Origin of the sequence: Photobacterium makurazakiensis (assembly GCF_050336715.1) — a bacterium.
GTDB lineage: Bacteria > Pseudomonadota > Gammaproteobacteria > Enterobacterales > Vibrionaceae > Photobacterium > Photobacterium makurazakiensis.
In genome coordinates this window covers 55,632-74,163 of sequence record NZ_JAKJSJ010000026.1, presented here as the reverse complement: position 1 = coordinate 74,163, position 18,532 = coordinate 55,632, and the positions used below count along the sequence as shown (strand labels likewise).

The following is an 18,532-nucleotide window of genomic DNA, read 5'->3' as shown; positions in this document are numbered from 1 at the left end:
AGGGGTGTCCAATGCCAGTTTCTGAAGGACTCAACCTTGCTATGATGCTAGCGGAATCTGGCATCATTGATAATGCAATACATGAAATGATGATGCGCCCACAGCTTATTGTGGCGGCTGAGTCTAACCCTGGGATAAAGTCGGCGATGAAAAGTCAGATTTTGAAGTGGCGAGGTCAGGTACAGAGAAGGATCACAAAAGTTAGCGTCGAAGAGCGCTTCCATCAAGAAATTGAACTTCATCAAGACGTGATTAATTGGGATCGGGATTATTTTGATGAGCATGTGCATGAAGTTGTGAAACAACTAGAAGGGCACTCAGCGTTCTATTTTAAAGCCAAGACCTTGCTTGAGCGTGATTTACAAAAACATAATCCTATGTTTCAAAGTTATTTTTGTCACCAATGGAGCCAACATTTAACTCAGGCTCTAACAGAAGCTCAACTAAACGAGCTTGAGCAGCATAAAGAGAAATTATTGGCTGACCTTTATCAACGTATTGAAACAATGCGCCAGATGGAAGAGGTAACAGAAGCTGGTGATGAAAAGAAAGCGGGCCGTTTATGGGATATGGCCAAAGCCAAATTAACAAAGAGCGATGTGACTACGCTCAAGTCGATTGCCACTTTTTTAAAGAAAAATAATGGTCTGCAAGAAATAGCAGAGAAGTTAGGTCGTATGGCCAATGAAGTGGATGACCCAAATAAAGAACGAGTTCGTTCTGAAGATTTAAAAATGGTTGAAGAACAGAGTGATAATGTCACGGATGATATTGTTGGGATTCATGAAAGTGATGATCTATCAAAACTGTTACCTAATGAGGCCATGTTTTTAGCTTATCCAGAGTTGGAAGTTGTTTTCTATAAGCATTTAGTTGATAAACGATTATTGAATTACCGAATGCAAGGCGCTCAGCGTAAGCTACGACGAGTGAAAGCATTTAAACGTCAAACAAAACAGGTAGAGCAAGATAAAGGTCCGTTCATTGTTTGTATTGATGCGTCTGGGTCGATGAATGGTTTTCCAGAGCAATGTGCGAAAGCACTGGCTTATGGGTTAATGCAAATTGCATTAGCAGAAGACCGTGACTGCTATGTGATTATGTTTTCGACCCAGCAAATAACGTATGAGCTTACAAAACAAGATGGCCTTAGTGAAGCTTTAAACTTTCTATCGTACTCATTTCATGGTGGTACTGATTTAGGCCCTGTTCTGGATCAGTCGATCGATTTGATGTGTGGTGAAAAGTATAAGAACGCAGATTTAGTGGTGCTTTCTGATTTTATTGCACCATCGCAACCAGAAGAAATGATGAAGCGTATTACTAAGTTGAAAGAGCATAAAAATCGTTTTCATGCGGTTAACTTATCAAAATACGGAAATCCAGAATTAATGACCATATTTGATCATTGTTGGTCTTACCATCCATCTAAACTCGGGCGCTTATTAAAGTGGAGATAAACGGCTGATTTAATAAAATCCATTATAGTTGTCTTAGCTTTGGCGAACCTTAGGTTCGTCCTTTTTTTATTTTTTTTGCTTTATATATTGCTTATTCTGCAAAGTATTCATGTAAGGCTTGGCGCCATTCAGGGCTTTGTCTAATTTTGAGCAGTGCACGGTTTAACTGTTCACGATATGGGCTATTATTTTCAATAACCAAACCATAGTTTTGTTTCTCAAACCTGTAAGGCAAAACAGTTAAATCTTCATATTGTCCGCTTTCTTTTGATTTTTTAATTAAATATTTTAATACTGCATCGTCAGCCACAATCGCTTCAACGTCTTCGTTATCCAATGCCGTTAACAAGGACTCAATATCTTCATAATCGCGATGAACAATGCTTTGGTTTACGAGAAACTCTGAAGATGTTGATGCTTTTTTCGCTCCGACAGTGAGGTTTGCGAGGTCATTTGGACCTTTAATATCGCTATTTAACAACCCTAAAGTGAATGTACTGGCCAATACCGCGGTAATACTAGCAATAAAGAAGGTGGTGAAAATGGCTAATATCACAGTCAAAATTCGCCCAGGGAGGGTTTTAAATTCAAAATAATTAAATGGTCCTTTTGTAATAAATAACAGCCCGAGAATGAACCCCTCAATCATTTGTGCTTTCGATGAACGCATTGAATACAGCTTATCGTTTAGCCGGTGTTCAAGCAGGTAATAAATCCCACCTACAATCGATGCTGCAACGAAGACAAAAGCTAAGACAATAAGCAGTTTAGTATTGGTAAACAGGCTTTTTAGCGAGGCAATGTAACCTTGCCGTTTAACGGCAATTGCAAGGTGGGTTTCATAGTAAGAGTGTGAGAAATCGAGAACCTCTTCGCGCTCAGGCGTAATAGATATACATGATACACCAATGTTGATGTTGCCGGTGGCGACGTCATCGAGTAGCTCTTGCAGTTCATGATTACTGATGGTGTATTCCAATTGCAGCTCTTGTGCAATTTTCTGCCACAGCAAAATACTTAATCCGGTATAGGATTTATCGTTATGCTCAATCACAAAAGGCGGGCAGTTGTAGCTACCCACATTGATCTTTGAGGCCGAATAAGCCGAAGTAGAGAATAAAATAAAACTGTATAGCAACGTGAAGATAGCAATAGATTTACGGGTGATTATTTTAATCATTACTGCTCTCCACAATGGTAACGCTATAGGGAAAGTATAAGCGTCATTTAATATTCACTACTGTTCATCTGGATCACCCGCTGTTTAAGGGAAGGTATCCCCCTGACATAACAGGGGGATAAATCATTTTAAGCCTTACGGATTTTTGCCGGTAAAGACTGGCGAGCTGCGGCTCCCACGACCCAATCAAGCATGACCCCTTTACCTTCACGGGTGGGGTCAATTAATCCTATATCGTTAATATTTACGCCATCTTTATTGCTGGCCTTGATGGGTTGTTGTTTGTCACCGATCCAATGAGCTCGTTTCCCTAGTTCGGTATGGCCAAATCCATGTTCAAAGCCAAGTGTGCCAGGTATCACGCCTTCCAAAACCATTGCTATCGCCTTTGTACTGGCGCTTGGTGTTTCGATAATAAACTCGTCACCTGTTTTTATGCTGTTTTTGTTAGCATCAGTTGGGTGGATATAAACTGGATTCACACCTTTTATCGAGTTCAAACGAGGGGATAGGTTAGACACGGCACTATGGATATTTGATTTGAAATTTGTCAGGCTAAACGGCCATTCGTTTGCCGGGTAATGTTCTTCAATAGGTGTTCCATCGCACAGTTTTTGTGGATGCCAAGTTGGGCAACCACTGTAGAGCTCTCCAGTCATGGTGTTTATAGATGTGCCAAGTTTTTCATTCCATATAGCGACTGGTCGAGCCCATTTATATTTCATAAGCTCTCCTTGGTAGGCTTTTGAAGCGTCCTCAAAGCGGCCACCTCGAGCAAATATAAAAGAGACACGATTAAGCTCTTCATTGGTTAATACCTTTTGCATAGCAGGCAGAAGACGCTCTAGCCCAGACCACATGATGTCTTCAGCCGATACTTCTGGCACGCCATCGTTCACATAGGCAAGATTGGCAGCAGCACGAAGGTAGAAATCTTCAGCGTTGTGGATACTATGCCAATTACCGTTGCGATCTTGGATTGCTTGCTCTCCAAAACCACCAAGCTCCATCTTTTTTGCCACATCAATGAGGAAGTTCTCTAAACATATACTTCGGCCGTCATTGGTTTTATCGGTACGAGGTTCAACGATTGGCCAGCGAGCAGTCACCGTTTTTGTTGGCACGTCATGCCATGGTGTTGCCATGCCCCAGCTTTCATACGTGACTGTGTCTGGCACGATATAGTCTGACAGTGCAGTTGTTTCATTGATAAACGCATCAATTGAGATAATCAAACCTAACTGCTTAGGATCTTTCAGCTTTTCTTCGAGCAGGTTTTTTAACCCTGGAACCCCATATATTGGGTTTGCCATGTGGTTTATCCATGCTTTCGCACGATACGGATAGCCATCTATCGCTGCTGATAAATGCTCAGTTAGTAACGGTGCTGAAATAGGATACCACGGTGCTCGAGTTGGGTATGGGGACTCACCGGCAGCGATGCGGCGCTTATACTCATTGGTTTTGTGGTATGGAAATTTACTACGAGAAAGGAAAACGCCTTTCGGTGCTGTTTTACCATTAAATGTGGTGAAGTCGTAACGAGGGCCTTTAGCGGAAGTTGGATACCCTCCAGCCTTCGCCATTGCTCCGCCTTTCATATTGATGTTACCAATAAGGGCGTTGAGCATCACAATGGTAAATGCATTATAGAAACCATTGCTGTGCATGTTACCGCCGTGGGTATCGACAACGGCTTTTGTCCCATAGCTGGTAAAGCGTTTAGCAAGCTCAATGATTTGTGCTTCAGGGATCCCACATTGTTGGCTATAAAATGCCAAGTCGTACTTGAACGCTTCATCTTTTAAGCGTTGCAAGGAAGACTTAACTCTAATAATACCAGTATTAAGTGTTAGCTCACGGTCTACAAACAGTGATGCTTCGTTTGATTGCGTATGTAAGGCTAAATCACCGCTTTTGGCATCGATGATCACATAGGGGTCGGTGTCTGACTGTGCATCACCGCTGAAAGGCATTCCTGCGTCAGATGCACGAAGAAAGCTACCGTTACGTGAATGGTTTTCATCGCTGATCACCAGATGGGTTGCATTACACCAGTGTGCAGTACTCGCTTTTTTCATTGCGTTGACGCCCGGTTGAGCAAGAAAAGTTTGGTTGTAACGTTGGTTTTCAATAATCCATTGGATCATCCCCAGCACTAATGCTGAATCGGTACCCGGTTTAATTGGAACCCATTGATTGTTATTGCCTGATGCCAAACTTGATGAACCAGCCGGTAAAGTTGGCGTAATTATGGTGTATTCCAGATTGCCTTCGGTACGGGCTTTTGCCAGTTGGCGAGCTTGACGTTTAAATGGGTTGCCAGCCTGTGCTGGCGACATACCGATGAAAATGACGTATTCAGCATTATCGAAGTCGGGTTTTAGGTGAGCAAACTTGTCTAAATCATTCATAAATGCCCCGCTACCAGCTCGGAACGCATAGCCACAATATGAACCATGATGGCCGAAGTTTCGGGTGCCAAAACTATTAAACGCGAAGCGTTTTAGAATATCGTCACGACCTTCGTTACCCGCATTGGTGACTAAAAGTTGGTTGGCTTTTGGCCCATATTCAGGGTTTTGACTATCGACAGGTGTATTTAAATCTCGAATTGCATGTAGGCCATCGACATGGCCTTCTCCAAAGAGATCTCCGCCGTTTACGACTTCATTGATTAGCTGATCGTAGCTAATCGGCTCCCATCGTCCTTCGCCACGTTTTCCCACGCGTTTTAGCGGTTGAGTTATGCGATATGGACTGTTGCGGATTTCCAGCATGGCATTACCACGAGCGCAAGCAGTCGAACGGCCTTCTAACCCTGCATCCCCAGTTAAGCCAAGATATGCCTCTTTTACTGGCGTATTAAAAGGTATATGTTCTTGATGAGAAAGTGGATGATAGGGATTACCGCTAATACGTAGAATCTCATCGTTGTGGTTGTCTATTCGTACACGAAGGCCGCACAATGTCCAACAACCGAAACACATAGAAGGTGCCACACGTTGGTTTGGGTTTAATACAAGATTACCGTGATCACTGACTTTGTATTCAGGATCAAGTGAATTACCGTGATGAATATCTTTGGTTTTTTGGCCTGCTGTACCTTCAATTACACCTTCCATCATGTGCTTAGTTGTTGTTGTGTAACCAGCGGAAAATGCCCCTAAACCACCAATTGCGAAACCTGATTTCAATATTTGTCGGCGTTTGTTATCCATGGTGAAACCTTCTTAATTAGTGTTCGGAAAATGAGGCTTGGGGTGACAGTGTGTTTTTGGACTGAATAAGCTCAGAGCCGATCATGGCAAGTGCTATCCATAGCCCCAACATACCTAGAATGCCTAGTAGGCCAGTGCTGTTCATCGGTAATTCATACGGGTAGGGGCCGACGTCGAATTTAGGTATGGTCTGCGCTTCCATGATGGTTATCCAGCGTATAGCCCATGCACTGCACAGCGTGATGAAAGACATCAAAATGAGGCTGGCAGTTCGGTGGTTTTCACGAAGCGTTATTACGGCAAGTAAAATGTTGCCCAATAAAACCATAGAAAGTAGGCTGATGTTGATTAGCCATTGGCTATCAGAATAGAGAGAAAATGTTGGGTTATTTGTCCCCCAAAGAGGGATAAGCAGCAAAGCTGAAATGCTACTTAGAATGACAGTCTGTTTTAATAAGCGAAGATCAGAGTAAGTCAGGGTGTTTTGCTGTGATTTTGCTGGCAACATAAACCAAATGATCAGAGTAAAGCCAACGGCACCTAAAAATGCGGTTGTAAACCAAAGAAGAGGTGAGGCAGGCTGATGCCATAGAGGGCGGGCTTCTATGATTGCAATTTCAGCACCTGTATAGGTTGCGATTGTTAGGCCTGAAATGACCGTAAGAGCTGCCATAGAGATCATGGTTTTACGTGTGGTTTTCCAGTTGCCTAATGACAACATTGATAGTGTTTGAAAGAATTTACTTTTGCTATTTTTCAAGCAGATTAAATCGTCGCGAAGATAAAGCCATGCAGTTGCAATCGCTAATCCTGAAAAAATTGGCAAGAATATTGCGCCCATCGACATCCATGACCAAGGAGTGAAGTGGGCGTAGAAATGCCAAGCGCGCCCTGGTTGGTGAAGGTCACCTGTTAAAGCTAAGGGGCCAACTATTGCACTGATAGCAACAGTCAGAACAAGTGCCGCTCGTAATTGATGGCTGGTCTGCTTCTGAAAGATTAAAGCAATAAAAAATAAAATCGCCGCAGCATAGGCTGACCCGATGTAAAAGAAATATTGAACCGCCCAGGGAAGCCATGCAATGGCTTGAGGTGGGACTAGCACTTCAGTTATGTTCATGCCTGCTCTCCTAGAGGTTCGTAAATTGCGGGTTGACCATCAACATGGCTGGTAAAGCGCTCATTCATGCCGATATAAAAAACATGTGCTTTGGTGTTCGCTTCCGGTTTCAGTACTTTAATATCATCCTGATGTTCATTCATAAGGTGGCGAATTTCGCTGTTCGGATCGTTCAGATCGCCAATCACTCGTGCACCACCAACGCATGTTTCAACACATGCAGGCAGTAACCCAGCTTCTAGGCGGTGGGCACAGAAGGTACATTTATCTGCGGTCAATGTTTCCTCGTTGATGAAACGCGCATCGTAAGGGCAGGCTTGTACACAATAGGCGCATGCGACACAGCGACTGTTATCGACCATAACAATGCCGTCTTCTCGCTGAAAGGTTGCTTGAACAGGGCAAACGGCAACACACGGTGGGTTGTCACAGTGGTTACACAGCCGTGGCAGCATGAAAGACTTAACCTCTTTGGTACTCGATGAGCCATCTTCAAGTGCAACTTCGTATTGTTTTACCGTCGTGCGAAACTGGCCGATTGGTGCTTGGTTTTCAATACTGCATCCGACGGTACAGGCTTGGCAGCCAACACATTTACGCAGGTCGATAACCATAGCGTAACGTTTACCCGTTTGGCCTTTCCGGTCGGGTTCATTGTTGTTCCGTATTACGGTACTAGCGGCTGCGCTTCCAATACCTGTAACTGGGATCAGCGCAGCACCGGCAGTGACTGCACTCAGAAAACGTCGTTTGGTGTAATCCATAACTCACCTGATAAGACTATTAAGGGCTTGTTTTTATTGTCAGAGAACCAGCTAAAACTCGGTATTGTGGATTTCCACATACCTCAATCAAACTTGATCTAAAACAAGTGTGGAAAGGGCGTGCATGCTGTTATCCTGTCGTCATTACAGCGATTAAGAGTTAGACGTTCATGCCAAGGCAAAAGTGTTCATTCATGAAAAAATGGTTTTTTGTCATGACCTTGGGGGTATTATCTTTAACTGTGCAGGCAAAGGCTGAAGACAAAACAACGATAGACGTGGGGGTTCTGGCAATACGCGGAAACCTTTCTGCGGAGCAGCGTTGGCAGCCAACCATGCATTGGTTAAACCAACAGGTAGAAGACGCACAATTTGTGCTTCATCCCTTGGATTTAGAGGGGATGACCAATGCTGTTAAGCAGCAGACCATGGATTTCATACTCACTAATCCGGGACAGGCTGTTCGGTTGGGGCGGCAATACGCGCTTGCCTGGATTGCTACCCTGACGAGTAGAAGGCCGGATAGCTCAAACTATGCGATTGGTTCAGCCCTTGTTGTACTTGCCAGCTCTCCTTATCAAACCTTTCAGGACGTATCTGGGTTACCGTTGGCTGCTGTATCAGAGCAGGCGTTTGGTGGCTACTTGACTCTTCGCTATCAGGTCGCTCAGCAAGGCTTAAATCCAAATGATTTCTTTTCAGATGTTCGATATCTCGGTTTTCCTATTGATGCAAACTTATACCAATTGCGCGACCATACTGTAGATGCGGCAGTAGTGCCGGCTTGTTTGTTAGAGAATATGATCACTGAAGGGTTGTTGGAAGACGGCAAATATCGAGTTCTTAATCAACAACATTCTGATGATTTTTCGTGTCAGGTGTCAACGCCACTGTATCCAAACTGGTCTTTTGCGAAAACCGAGCGAGGCTCCTCTGCATTGGCGAAGAGTATTTCTCGCGCATTGTTAACTATGCCTGCTGATAGCACGGCCGCCATTGCTTCTGGTGCTTCGGGGTGGACATCACCAGAGAGCCTACTGTCGATCGATAAATTATATCAGGCGCTGGATCTACACCCTTTGCAACAAGCATGGTGGAAAGAGGCATTACGGTGGTTACGCAATCATCAGGAGTGGGTTTGGGGGGGATTTATCCTTTTTATTGTGCTAAATGCCTATCATTTCTGGCTTGAGTATCGATTTAGTCGCAGTAAAAAGGAGCTTGAACAAGCCCTACACCGTTTAAAAGATAAGAGTGAACAGTTAGAACATTCACAGCGTGTCGCTATTGTGGGTGAACTTGGCAGTAGCCTTGCGCATGAGATCAATCAGCCATTGGCTGCGATTCGAAACTATAGCGAGGGCGGTCTATTGCGTTTAGCTAAAAAGCGGCCTCATGAAGATATAGCCCCTGTCTTTGAGAAAATTCAAAGTCAGGTGGAGCGAGCGGATGCCATTGTCCGTCGGTTAAGAATGCTGATAAAAAAACGGAGCGTTGAAAAACAGCTATGCAATATTGAACAGCTTCTCGATGATACGATGGAGCTCATGAACTTCCGATTACAAAAACAAGATGTGATGTTAAGTCGACGGTTAGAAGGCGAAGTTGTATCGGTTGAAGTCGATGTGGTTGGATTTCAGCAAGTTATTGTAAACGTAGTTAATAATGCTATCGACGCATGTGTTGAGCATCGCTCTCGTCAATCTTTAACCTTGAATTATCAGGCAAAAATAGAAATTCATACTGAGTACCGACAAGGTACGGTGTGTATACATGTACATGATAATGGCACAGGGTTAGTTTTCGATAATGAAAACCCCACAGAAGCATTTGTCAGTAGCAAAAGTGATGGGCTAGGGCTAGGTCTGGCTATTTGCCGTGATGTGGTAGAAATGCATCGCGGTGACATTCAAATCCAGTCTATTACGCCTCGTGGGTGTGAAGTGATTATCACATTGCCTTACTAACCTAGTTTGTACCAAACATTGAGTAAACATCATGATAATAGAGTCTGAAAAGACATTACCTGTGTATGTTGTTGACGATGACGAGTCGGTAAGAGATTCATTGGCATTTATGCTGGAAGAGCATGATTTTAACGTCTCTTCGTTTGAAGATGGTCAGCAATTTCTCGATAGCGTTGACATATCACAGGCAGGTTGTGTGATCCTTGATAGCCGCATGCCGAAGTTGCGAGGTCAGCAAGTGCACCAGATCCTTAATAATTCTGAGAGCCCACTTGCCGTGATATACCTAACTGGTCACGGTGATGTCCCCATGGCTGTTGATGCTTTACAGGCTGGAGCTGTTAACTTCTTTCAAAAACCCGTTCGAGGTGATGAGCTGGCACAAGCTATTCTAAAGGGGCAAATTGTCTCTGCTTCTAAACTGGAATTAATGGTGGCCAGAGCAGCATTTTCGTCGCTTACGGTACGAGAGAAAGACATACTACGCTTGATTGTCGAGGGTAATCGTAATCAACGAATTGCTGATAAGTTATGTATTGCGATGCGCACTGTTGAGGTTCACCGCGCAAGCCTATTGAAAAAGTTCTCTGCGAGAACGGTGGCTGAGTTGGCATACACCTATGGCCAATTGGTATGAGTCAAATCATTCAATGAACTATGCTTAAACCATTAGAAATTCCATGAATCTTACTAACGAGTGATAGCGTGTGTTGTGAAGTGGTGCACCACTAGCCATGACTCTGGTAGAGGAGGATGTATGAGAGTCACGTCTTTCTGCGCCGCGTTGCTTCTTTGGTTTATGAGCTTTGGTGCTATTGCTCAAGATGTCTGGGTGATTGGTATTCAAGGTGGGATAGGTCCCGCTACCAGCGATTATGTCTCACGAGAAATAGAACAAGCACATAAAGAACAAGCCGCATTTATTGTATTGAAAGTCGATACCCCCGGAGGTTTAGATAGCTCCATGCGTGATATTATCCGCGCAATTACCACATCTCCCATTCCTGTTGCGACTTGGGTTGGCCCTGCAGGTGCAAGGGCTGCAAGTGCTGGGACATATATTTTACTTGCAAGTCATGTTGCTGCGATGGCGCCAGGTACAAACTTGGGGGCGGCGACACCGGTTTCAATAGGAGCTCCTGGGGGTAAAGAGCCAGATGACTCAGGCTCAAACCCGTTTGCCCCTAAAAAAGAGCCTAAAGAATCTAAGGAAGAGCCGACAGCAGAAGAATCAAAAGATGACGGAAAAGTAAAAGCGAAAACAGCGATGGAAAAAAAGGTCATTAATGATGCACGCGCTTATATTCGAGGGTTGGCGAAACTGCATGATCGTAATGAAGAATGGGCGGAAACTGCGGTAACGGAAGCTGCCAGTATTGATGCTGAAGCAGCATTGGAATTAAATGTGATAGATTTTATGGCTTCTGACCTCGATAGTTTGATTACGAAGTCTAATGGTAGAAGTGTCATGATTAATGGGCTGGAATCAAAGATTGAGTTAGTCAATGTCGCTTATATTGAACGTGAGCAAGATTGGCGGTTTAAGTTACTTTCAGTTATCACCAATCCGAATGTGGCTTATATCTTAATGTTGATAGGTATTTATGGCTTGTTACTTGAGTTCTATAACCCTGGTGTTGGATTACCAGGTGTACTGGGCGGAATATGCTTGTTATTAGCCATGTATTCATTGCAGATGCTACCTGTTAGTTACGCGGGATTAGGTCTAATACTGTTAGGTATTGCGCTGATGGTTTCTGAGGCATTTAGCCCTAGTTTTGGCGTACTAGGCCTTGGTGGGATTGTTGCTTTCGCTCTGGGTTCGATCATGTTGATGGACACAGAAACGCCGGGTTATCAAATCGCGATACCTTTAATCGTCGGACTTACCGCCGTTTCGGCATTGTTCACTTTTGTTATTCTGACCTTATTGCTGAAATCTCGACGCAAGCCTGTCACAACAGGGGTTGAAGTTTTACTTGGCCAAGAAGCGACCGTGGTAAGCGGTTTTCCGGGGCAAGGGCGTGTATTAGTCGACGGTGAAATTTGGCAGGCAAATTGTCTGCGTCCTTTATCAAAAGGGCAAAAGGTCACGGTAACAAATATTAAAGGGCTATCTCTTGACGTTGTTCTTGATAAAGAGCCAACAATAGGTCTAGGTAAGGAATAATAAATATGATTACTTATTCTTTGGCAACAATCATTGTACTGGTGGTGGTGTTAATCGCCAGTATGTTCAAGGTGCTTCGCGAATATGAGCGAGCTGTGGTGTTTTTGTTAGGGCGTTTTTACCAAGTGAAAGGCCCTGGTTTGATCATTATCGTTCCGATAATTCAACAAATGGTGAGAGTTGATTTACGAACCATAGTATTAGATGTGCCAACCCAAGATTTAATCACTCGTGATAACGTTTCGGTTAAGGTTAATGCAGTGGTTTATTTCCGTGTAGTTGACCCTAAAATGGCAATTAATAATGTTGAGAATTACTTAGAAGCGACTAGCCAATTATCGCAAACCACGCTGCGTTCAGTGTTGGGGCAACATGAACTCGATGAATTATTGTCAGCTCGTGAAGAATTGAATAAAGACTTACAGCTTATCCTTGATCAGCATACTGATAATTGGGGGATAAAAATCGCCAATGTTGAGATAAAACACGTAGATCTTGATGATAGTATGGTGCGGGCGTTAGCCCGTCAAGCTGAGGCTGAACGTTCTCGGCGAGCCAAAGTTATTCACGCTACCGGTGAACTCGAGGCTTCTGAAAAGCTCCGTGAAGCCGCTGAAGTATTAAATAAAGCACCCAATGCGGTTCAGTTACGTTATATGCAAACACTAACAGAAATTGCCAATGAGCGAACCTCAACCGTTGTTTTCCCTATGCCTATCGATTTGGTCGAAAAAGTGACTGGGATGATGGGGACAACCGAGCAGAAAAAGATGTGATAGGTGTGGCTAAACGATTCAATAATCTTCAATGAACGCTAGCTTATAGCAGCCACCGAAGAAATGTCGGTGGCTGTTTTATTTTGTTAAGCGAGCTGAATAGATTTTATTATATTGTTATCCAGATTATGAACGCTGAAGCATGAAAGTTTGGTACTCGAGATCTTCAAATTGGCTATCAAGCATAATGAGCCCAATAATGGTCGTTACCAGCATGGTAGTGGCAAACCCATAACCGTAGAATACTGGACCAAGGTCAATACTGACATGTGCCAAAGTAAAGTTGCCAATAGCCATCAGCGCAGTTAAGGCCAAAGCGGAATAGCGTTTATCGAGATAGTACATGACATTTAGTATCGACATGACAAGTACCTGCAAACTCACCCCCACCAAGTCAACATAAAACAAGTGTAAGTAAGCGAGATCAATATCTAACGCGAGCAAAATATCTTCAGCCCAAAGGATAAGCAGGGCAAGTGTTAGCCCTTGTACTTTGAATATTTCATAGATACTTTGCTGACAGGCCAGTACCATTTTATCTTTGAGTAAGTAAATAGAATCGAGTGTTGCCCCTTCACGTACTGCATCATAAAACTTCAGGCATGCGTCAGAAAAGTCGGTTTCCATCCGCAGCATAAATACAGCCATGCCTGGGACAATAGCAAGATAGGCGATAAAAATGGGTAAGTCATAGATGTAGGATGCTCGAAATACATCGACAACTTGGTGTGATGTTTCTGCTCTAAACCAAAAAACAAACTTGTCGAGCCAAACTCCGAGGTTATAGAGAAATCCACAGAATATGAGTGAGAAGAATGTCTTTTTATGGTTGAGAAACTCGAACGAAACCAACTGGTTTGCGGGGAAGTCCCTAATAACGTGATATAAAAATGCAAATGTGAGTAGGGCTTGGCATACAGTGAAGATCACCATAAGCCCGAGTAGACCGAAAGATGGCAGAGTTAAACTAAAGATAACCATGAGTCCATAACTGGCCATCATCGTAAAGAATATCCGGTAATACTCTTTCATTCCACTGAGGAAGATTATAATTAGCCACTGATTACACAGTAAAACCAAAGAGGTAAAAATAGTAATTTTAACTGGAGGGCTTAATGTATGGCAAATGGCTAAAATGCCCCCGCCTATGACGGCAGCAATCGCACTGGTCACTAACATGGAACCGAGTAAGTTAGGGACAATACGGTGTTCTTGTTCAGCAAAGAGTAAGTCTGAAATAAAACGGGTAAGTAGTAGCTGGAACAATCCGCTAATGATGAGTGACCCAGCCATCAGGTAGGTAACAATGACCAAAAATTGCACGATGACATAAGTTGGGAAAACAACCCCAATACTGATCAAGCCTATGGCGAGCAATGCTAAAATGGACAGTACCCATGGCCCAGAGCTGATCAGTCCTGCTAACCCATAAGCTTCCAGCATTGAAAGTAATGAGTTCTTTTTTAGGATTTTCCTAAGTTCAAATCCAATCCCTGCCACAGGTTGCCTCCTTATAAAGTTGACGATACGAGCCGTACATCATTTCTTCATCGTAATAACGAGTTACCCGTTCTTTACCAATATCACCAGCGTTAAGCCATGCTTCACGGTTGCTAAGTACTTTCACGATGGCTTCAGCACCTTCTATCGGGCTCGCGATGGGAATGATTTCACCTGCCGACCCGATTGTCGCATCTTCACCTGCGGCACCATCAATAATTTCACGACAAGCACCGACCTCCGTCGCTATACAGGGGATACCTGCCGCCATTGCTTCCAGTAACACTAAAGGCTGGGCTTCGCTGATCGAGGTCAGCATCATTACTCCAAGTTTGGGCATGATCTCCGCGACATTTTGGCTACCCAGTAATTTAATATTTTCGGTTAGGCCAAGGCTTTCAATGAGTAGCTCACACTCGTGTACATAGTCTGGGTCTTCTTCAGCAGGGCCAATTAACCATCCTTCAAGTGTTGGTATGGTTTCAACGGCACCACGTATAGTTCGAATAAAGGTTTTAATGTCTTTGATTGGTACGATACGTCCAACTAGCCCTACAACTAACGGGGGCGTATCTGGCCGCTGTTCATAAGCGGCATGAAAACGTTGGGTATTGATCCCATTAACTATCACTTGTGTTTTGTCACTGGGGGCGCCATCGGTATGCTGCCGCTGGCGGTTGCCCTCAAATAGCGCAACAATCTTGTCAGCTTGGTGATAAGCCGATAAACCCAGCTGCTCGAAAAAGCGAATCCATGTTTTACGCGTTAAATCCATGCCTTTATGCATACTTATATCAATAAGACTATGCCTATCTTTTATCCAGCTGGCTTGAGCTAAATCGATTTTTCGTTCTTTGGTGTATATGCCATGTTCAGTGAGTAAAAATGGGCGCTCGGTATTTTGGTGACACATTGCTCCAAGAAACCCGGCATAGCCAGTTGAAACACTGTGAAATGCTTTGGCATTAGGTAGGTTTTGAGAAATTTTTGCCAGTATAAACAAAGGTTGGTAGATGTTTCGGTAAGTCCAAAAATAATCAACAAAAGACTGCTTGTTTGCTGAGGTTAGATAGCGTTCAGTTAGTACATCCCATGATGAACGACTATAAAGGAAATCACTCAGTGTGAGCTGCCCATCCTTACCAAGGAAATCAGAGACATCCACCAGTAAATCGTCAGGAATAGGGTGCTTACTTTTTTCAAAGAACGATAAAAAGGATCCCCATGCTCGGAATAGTTTATTTTTACCGGTTCGAGGCGAAGGCTTAAGGTGGCCTTTATCGGATAATAGATAGTGGACTTCAAAGCCAACAACGTTATCAGGAAACTCGTAGGCCATGTCACCATAAAAGTCTGGATGCCCACCAAGGAAAATGAGGTGAAATGTAAACTCGGGTAGGCCACTAATAATTTGGTGGACCCAACTTGATACGCCGCCCCGTACATACGGGTAGGTGCCTTCGAGTAATAAGCAAATATCGACTTCTTCGCCATCAGGCAGTTTATTGAATTGGTGTTGAGTCATGCCCAGTACTCCTTAATTTGGCTAAGTTTTTCGCCTTTCATCTCAGGAAAATAGGCAATGTATTGCTTGGCTGTTTGGTAATCACCACAAATATAGGCCGCCTCTGCGAGGTAAGGAGCAACCTGTTTGACCAATAGTCCGCCATTCAAGGCTTTTTGTAGGTGACTGACAGCTTCTTCTGGACGGTGCTGCTGAAGAAGCACGCGTCCCATTAATAAATTTGTTGATGCTGAGTCTTGTAATTGACTCGATTGAATCAGATATTCTTCGGCCTGTTCGAGGTAGTGTTTTCGTAGAATACCTTCAGCAATGCCGAGATAGCACAGTTCCCAATATTGCTGTGCAACTTCATAAGCTTTAATTGCTGTTGGTTTATTTTTTAACTGTTTCTTAAACAGAGAAAGAGATTCATTGATTTGAGTTTCAATGCCTTCTAACGAGGCGTAGGCTAGCAAGCGTACATCATCTGTTAGGTCTTTTAGTGCGAGTTGAAGTAGTGGCACGGCATGTTGCCGAGGTAGATAGCGAATGGCACCAACGGCCAGTAAGCGTCTTTCTGGATTACCGTTATGAAGGAGTATTTCGCGTAATGCACCAGTGCCAAACTGAGTGTTTCCACCATCACCGGGGCTTTGTGGTAATGGTGACTTTTCGCACTCTTCCCATGTTACTTGGTTTTGCTTTCGTGGTAGATATAGTGCGATAAGTAATGACGATGCAGTACCAATCATACCAATTAATGGTAAAAAATAATTGAAGAAGAAGAGAAAGCTTACTGAGCTGAAAAATGGTGTTTTATATTTTTTGGGTAAAAGCATCCAACTTAGTGCGGTAAAACTGGCGCAGGCCACTGCGTGACTTACAAAAAAGGCAAGCCAAAGTGCTGGGGTCATCGCTTTATCAAATACTAGATAGAAACTAGCACTTTCAAATGCGATCGTCTGTAATATCAGCCAGACTTTCATCATAAGCTCCTAGTTCATCCATGAGTTGCTTTATCTCGCTGTTATTTTTTGTGAGAGAGAGTGGGCCTAAAATATCAATATCTACCGTAGTATCGCCGAGTTGTTCTTTCAGTAGTTCCTGTAAGCGTTTGATATAATGTTGAGCATCAAAAGCCGATGTTAATGGTAGTAATACAGCCAGTGCTGGGTGCCCGTCTTTAGAGTGGCAAGACCAATATACATCGGCACCTCGTCGGTAATTTACAATGCTATCTAACGTGGCTTTATGTTTTTTCTGGCTATCGATACAAACAACCAATGAACTGTCAGCGCCATAGTGTCGTTTATTATATCTAGCGCGCTTTACGTAACTCAGGAATAAATCACTTTGGTTTGGCTGTAATATTGGAGTGATGATTTCATCACAAAGTAAATCGGCTGCATGATTGGCAACTAGCGATAACAGTGCGACATTTGCAGGAGTGAGCATGAAAAATTTGGCACTTTCTGCGATGACGGCGGCTTGAAGTCGGCCATGTGTATCAAGCAGTGGGATACAAAGTTGGTAGCGTGATTTATGGGTTTGGTTCGCAGCCAATTTTGCGGGTGAAAGCAATTTTTTAGTATCGAGCATGTCTTGCAGCATTGGATCGTTACTAACGAGCTGATGATAATCCCCTAACGTTGCATGCGCATGCGGTAATACCTTATCTTGATTAACGCTATAGATCCCCGCGACTTCTATACCGCCAATGTCAGCTAATAAATTTAAGAAAGGGTGACCCAGATGTTCAAGACGCTTATCTGCATGCTTTGTGGCAATGTTGTGTAGCGAACTAATACTCGAACGTAAGCTGACGGTTTGACCTGCAGTTCGTTGCTCTAGCTGGTCATGCGAAACCTTTAAGAGATGATAATTTTGCGTAAAGCTGTCGAGCTTCTGGTTCATGTACTGATGGTCGAGAATGTGCTTACGATTAATGTTGTACCAGTAATCTTGAAATTCACCAGCAATCATCGCAACCATGATCATACCAACAGCTAAAGAAAGCGGGTAATACTCGATATGTCCAGTCATATTCATAATACTGGCTAACCCTGCTGCTGTTAGTAGGGCACAGATAAAACCTTTGGCAAAACCATAGCGGAGAGCGATAAGTAATGGGCCGAAAAGAGGCCAGAAAAAGTTATGTTCAGTTGATGTCGGTGCCAATGAATCTGATTGAACCCAGACATAAATTGATAGTGCAGCAACAACAACAGTTTCTAACCAGTTAAAGCTGCTTTTCTTAAAGCCTGTTATTATATCTTTATTCAATAACTTACTCATGGCGTACTCCCTAATCACACATTGGTACAGTAATATGGTTATTCTTGAGCAGGTGCGATATTTAATCCATCAAGGAGTTCATCGATCACTATATGCCCTGTACCACTGACGCTTTCTCGCCCCCAGCCGCCTCTTGTTCCTGTTGCACGCCAGTAGGTTGTACCGCTTTTCGCTGATTTTACTTCGAGTGTGATCCCTACGGCAGGCTCACCATCAAGTCCACTCTTGTAATGCCATTCTTCGACTGAGCCGGTAATTATAAAATCAATGGGCTGGGTTGCTAACCAAGCTTGGGCTTGCTGTTGCTTTACACTGTTATCCAAAATGCTTTTGAGATCGTTCGTTGCAGAAGCTGGGTACATTTGGGCATTGATGCCTTTTGCATACAGTTGAGCATTGAGGATATTTTCTGCCTTTTCTGCTGCCAATGGCGTGCTGGAGTTATTGGTCATTGGCATAACGGCCCAAGAACTCTCTGCTGAAAAGTGCTGGCTGTCTGGCACTTGATAGCTGCTACAAGCACTTAAGGTGAGGGTGGTTGCTAGAATTAATGCTCGTTTCATCATACGTTTCCT

General features: G+C 43.6%; 14 protein-coding genes. 5 read left to right on the top strand and 9 right to left on the bottom strand.

Features of this window, described 5'->3' with window-relative positions; all coding sequences use genetic code 11:
• Positions 1-11 precede the first annotated feature (11 nt).
• Positions 12-1,460 (top strand): ATPase RavA stimulator ViaA, encoded by a 1,449-nt coding sequence (gene viaA / locus L4D09_RS13075; protein ID WP_428457947.1) that lies wholly within the window; start codon positions 12-14, stop codon positions 1,458-1,460.
• A gap of 91 nt (positions 1,461-1,551) precedes the next feature.
• Here the strand turns inward: viaA and L4D09_RS13070 are convergent, their stop codons facing one another.
• From L4D09_RS13070 to dsrO, 4 genes are all read right to left on the bottom strand, one after another.
• Positions 1,552-2,640 (bottom strand): transporter substrate-binding domain-containing protein, encoded by a 1,089-nt coding sequence (locus L4D09_RS13070; protein ID WP_428457946.1) that lies wholly within the window; start codon positions 2,638-2,640, stop codon positions 1,552-1,554.
• A 128-nt stretch (positions 2,641-2,768) separates the two neighbouring features.
• Positions 2,769-5,861, bottom strand: coding sequence for a tetrathionate reductase subunit A (locus tag L4D09_RS13065; protein WP_428457945.1), 3,093 nt, complete (start codon positions 5,859-5,861; stop codon positions 2,769-2,771).
• A gap of 16 nt (positions 5,862-5,877) precedes the next feature.
• The gene (gene nrfD / locus L4D09_RS13060) at positions 5,878-6,981 is read right to left on the bottom strand and encodes an NrfD/PsrC family molybdoenzyme membrane anchor subunit (RefSeq protein ID WP_428457944.1); all 1,104 of its coding nucleotides are present in this window, start codon (positions 6,979-6,981) and stop codon (positions 5,878-5,880) included.
• On the bottom strand, positions 6,978-7,745 hold the full coding sequence (gene dsrO, locus L4D09_RS13055; protein WP_428457943.1) for a sulfate reduction electron transfer complex DsrMKJOP subunit DsrO: 768 nt from the start codon (positions 7,743-7,745) through the stop codon (positions 6,978-6,980). The genes nrfD and dsrO overlap by 4 nt, the downstream gene beginning before the upstream one ends.
• 215 nt (positions 7,746-7,960) lie before the next feature.
• Between dsrO and L4D09_RS13050 the strand changes: the two genes are divergently transcribed.
• The 4 genes from L4D09_RS13050 to L4D09_RS13035 all read left to right on the top strand — a co-directional run bounded on the left by L4D09_RS13050 (position 7,961) and on the right by L4D09_RS13035 (position 12,658).
• Entirely contained in the window at positions 7,961-9,712 is a 1,752-nt protein-coding gene (locus L4D09_RS13050) for a sensor histidine kinase (RefSeq protein WP_428457959.1), read from the top strand.
• A 31-nt stretch (positions 9,713-9,743) separates the two neighbouring features.
• Positions 9,744-10,349, top strand: a complete 606-nt coding sequence (locus L4D09_RS13045; protein ID WP_428457942.1) for a response regulator transcription factor — start codon at positions 9,744-9,746, stop codon at positions 10,347-10,349.
• 120 nt (positions 10,350-10,469) lie between these two features.
• Complete coding sequence (locus L4D09_RS13040) at positions 10,470-11,882, top strand: NfeD family protein (protein ID WP_428457941.1); 1,413 nt, start codon at positions 10,470-10,472, stop codon at positions 11,880-11,882.
• A 5-nt stretch (positions 11,883-11,887) separates the two neighbouring features.
• Positions 11,888-12,658, top strand: coding sequence for a slipin family protein (locus L4D09_RS13035; protein ID WP_428457940.1), 771 nt, complete (start codon positions 11,888-11,890; stop codon positions 12,656-12,658).
• 126 nt (positions 12,659-12,784) lie between these two features.
• Here the strand turns inward: L4D09_RS13035 and pelG are convergent, their stop codons facing one another.
• The 5 genes from pelG to L4D09_RS13010 are packed head-to-tail and all read right to left on the bottom strand — an operon-like array spanning position 12,785 to position 18,520.
• Entirely contained in the window at positions 12,785-14,158 is a 1,374-nt protein-coding gene (gene pelG / locus L4D09_RS13030) for an exopolysaccharide Pel transporter PelG (RefSeq protein ID WP_428457939.1), read from the bottom strand.
• Entirely contained in the window at positions 14,139-15,683 is a 1,545-nt protein-coding gene (pelF, locus tag L4D09_RS13025) for a GT4 family glycosyltransferase PelF (RefSeq protein ID WP_428457938.1), read from the bottom strand. The genes pelG and pelF overlap by 20 nt, the downstream gene beginning before the upstream one ends.
• Positions 15,680-16,648, bottom strand: a complete 969-nt coding sequence (locus tag L4D09_RS13020) for a tetratricopeptide repeat protein (protein WP_428457937.1) — start codon at positions 16,646-16,648, stop codon at positions 15,680-15,682. The genes pelF and L4D09_RS13020 overlap by 4 nt, the downstream gene beginning before the upstream one ends.
• Entirely contained in the window at positions 16,611-17,957 is a 1,347-nt protein-coding gene (locus L4D09_RS13015) for a PelD GGDEF domain-containing protein (RefSeq protein WP_428457936.1), read from the bottom strand. Before L4D09_RS13015 ends, L4D09_RS13020 begins: the two co-directional genes overlap by 38 nt.
• A gap of 38 nt (positions 17,958-17,995) precedes the next feature.
• Positions 17,996-18,520 (bottom strand): hypothetical protein, encoded by a 525-nt coding sequence (locus L4D09_RS13010; RefSeq protein ID WP_428457935.1) that lies wholly within the window; start codon positions 18,518-18,520, stop codon positions 17,996-17,998.
• Positions 18,521-18,532: the final 12 nt, after the last annotated feature.